The sequence below is a fragment of the Halobacillus sp. genome (genome assembly GCF_049282395.1).
Taxonomy (GTDB): Bacteria; Bacillota; Bacilli; order Bacillales; family Halobacillaceae; genus Halobacillus.
In genome coordinates, this window is sequence record NZ_JBAPTY010000285.1 from 1 (window position 1) to 2,727 (window position 2,727).

The 2,727-nt window shown below is 44.1% G+C and carries 3 protein-coding genes; 2 read left to right on the top strand and 1 reads right to left on the bottom strand.

Features of this window, described 5'->3' with window-relative positions:
• The coding region (locus tag WAM07_RS12385) for an adenylosuccinate synthetase (protein ID WP_422167275.1) at window positions 1-746 on the bottom strand (746 nt) is incomplete at its 3' end.
• A gap of 227 nt (window positions 747-973) precedes the next feature.
• Here WAM07_RS12385 and WAM07_RS12390 point away from each other — a divergent pair.
• Window positions 974-1,753, top strand: coding sequence for a DeoR/GlpR family DNA-binding transcription regulator (locus WAM07_RS12390; RefSeq protein WP_422167277.1), 780 nt, complete (start codon window positions 974-976; stop codon window positions 1,751-1,753).
• Window positions 1,744-2,598, top strand: coding sequence for a Cof-type HAD-IIB family hydrolase (locus WAM07_RS12395; RefSeq protein WP_422167279.1), 855 nt, complete (start codon window positions 1,744-1,746; stop codon window positions 2,596-2,598). The genes WAM07_RS12390 and WAM07_RS12395 overlap by 10 nt, the downstream gene beginning before the upstream one ends.
• Window positions 2,599-2,727: the final 129 nt, after the last annotated feature.

Sequence of the window (2,727 nt, forward strand, 5' to 3'; positions counted from 1 at the left end):
ATGGTAACCCCTCCGGCAATTGGGTTGGAAGAGGTAACGAAAGGATAAGTACCCTGGTCAATATCCAGCATAACCCCTTGAGCCCCTTCAAAAAGCACACGGCGTCCTTCATCCAGGTTATCATTCAACACCACAGAGGTATCGCAGACATACTCTTTGATTTGCTGTCCATAATCGTAGTATTCCTCGAGGATTTCTTCGACCGTAAATGGTTTAGTTTCATAAACTTTTTCAAACAAACGGTTCTTTTCTTCCACGTTCTGTTCCAGCTTTTCTTTAAAGCTTTCTTTATCCATCAGATCAGCCATCCGTATGCCCATACGTGCGGCTTTGTCCATATAGGCCGGTCCGATTCCTTTTTTCGTGGTGCCAATCTTATTCGCACCTTTTTGCTCTTCCTGCAGGGTATCAAGCTTCAAGTGGTAAGGAAGAATCACGTGCGCGCGGTTGCTGATTCGAAGGTTTTCCGTAGATACTCCCTTATCATGTAAGTATTTCAGTTCCTCAAGCAGTGCTTTAGGATCAATGACCATTCCATTGCCCAGGACACAAGTTTTATCATTAAAAAAGATTCCAGAAGGTATTAAATGCAATTTATAAGTAACGCCATCAAATTTGATTGTATGCCCGGCATTGTTTCCACCTTGATAACGTGCAACAACCTCGGCATTTTGTGATAGAAAATCGGTTATCTTGCCTTTTCCTTCGTCTCCCCATTGGGTTCCGACTACAACTACTGACGACATAAGGCACCTCCGCCAAAAATTTGTTTTATATTATTTCCACCGTCAGTTTACCAATGATATCCTTGCAAGTCAACGCAATTCCCGAACAATAAACCAAATAATCCATTTAATAGTTCGGTTATCACAAATCGCTTTTCATTATAAATGCTTACATTTACTTATAAGGATTGAAATATTATCCTTCCTGAATTATGATGACTTATATAATACGTACAGGGGGGGAATCGATGTATCAGGAAGAACGATTGGTGGAAATCGTGGATTACATAAACGAAAATCGGCGGATTTCCGTGGATCAAATTTGTGAGTTATTTGATGTATCCAGAGATACCGCAAGAAGAGACCTTGTTAAATTAGAAAATAAAAAAGCGATTGTCCGAACCAGAGGTGGAGCGATTTCACCTGGAACCAGCCCTGAAATTAAAAATTATCGGCACCGTCTTCACAGCGTATCTAGTGAAAAAAGAGAAATTGGAAAGCGTGCCGCATCTCTGCTGGAACCAGGTAATACCGTCATTCTTGATACTTCAACCACTGTGCAGGCATGTGCGGGAGAATTGGAAGACACGGAAATGACCGTCATCACGAATTCCATTCATCAGGCTGAGATTCTATCAGGTAAAGATCATCTCAGGATTCATCTTCTTGGCGGGCAGCTTCATAAAGAACATGGTTTCCTGTACGGAACATCTACCATCGACAAACTGAACCAGTATCACGTCGATAAAGTATTTATAGGTGTAGTAGGTATATCTGAGCAAGGCTTGACCATTGGGCATGAAGAGGATGGAATGGTGAAGCGCAAGATGATGGAACAGGCCAAGCAGGTAATCGTGCTAGCCGACCACACTAAGATCGGACTCACGGAGTTCTTTCAGTTCGCTACATTAGAAGATATTGACGTTATGATTACGGATCGCACACCTGAACAGAATTTCCGCGAACTGCTTGAAATCAATCACGTAGAATTAGTTGTAACGGAGGAGGAGAAAGACATATGGAGTTAATTGCGATTGATTTAGACGGTACCCTTCTAAACAGCAGTCACACGATTAGCGAGGAAAATATAAAGGCTATTAAATATGCGCAAGCGCAAGGGGTAGAAGTGGTAGTCGCTACTGGACGGGCTGAGTTCGATGTCCGGGAAGTATTTGCTCATACGGACCTCACCACCTGGGTAATTGGGGCGAACGGAGCTACCATTCACCGCCCGAACGGCACGCTTTTCGATTCCGTACCAATCGAAGAAAAAGACGCGGACGCCATATTAAGCTGGCTGGAACAAGAACAATTCTATTACGAAGTATTCAATGATTCTTCCATCTTAACCCCTCAAAATGGACGCCGCCTCTTACAAATAGAAATGGATCGCATCAAGAGCGCCAACCCCGAGGCTGATTTAGAAGAGCTTGAACAAGCCCTGGAAAAGCAATTCAGCCAGACCGGTTTTTATCATGTTGATTCCTACAAGGATATTACGGAGTCGGGGTCACCTGTCTATAATATTCTGGCCTTCTCATTTGAACAGGAAAAGCTGGACAAAGGCTGGAGCACATTTGAATCGAATCCCGACCTTACCCTTGTCAGTTCAGCCAACCAAAATTTTGAGTTTGAGCATAAAGATGCGTCCAAAGGGCTCGCCCTGCAAAAGCTCGCCGCCCATCTGGACCTTCCAATCAGCGAAACCGCAGCGATTGGAGACAGCCCCAATGACCTTTCCATGCTTCATACGGCCGGCCATAGTGCAGCCATGGCAAATGCGACAGACGTAGTAAAAGAATCCAGTGATTTTATAACCGCTCACAACGACAACCACGGCGTAGCCCAGGCCATCTACCATTGGCTAAAATAATTAGTTCCAATATATGGATGACCTGAGGTGGAAATATCACCCACACAAAAACCCCCGCCAGGAGCTGGTGATCAGCTTCTGGCGGGGGTTTTTTATATGATAAAAATTAGGCCGGAGGAATGTCTGCTT

Excerpts from the sequence above, each read along its gene's own strand:
- WAM07_RS12395 (WP_422167279.1), top strand. The coding sequence starts at position 1,744 with ATGGAGTTAATTGCGATTGATTTAGACGGTACCCTTCTAAACAGCAGT.
- WAM07_RS12390 (WP_422167277.1), top strand. The coding sequence starts at position 974 with ATGTATCAGGAAGAACGATTGGTGGAAATCGTGGATTACATAAACGAA.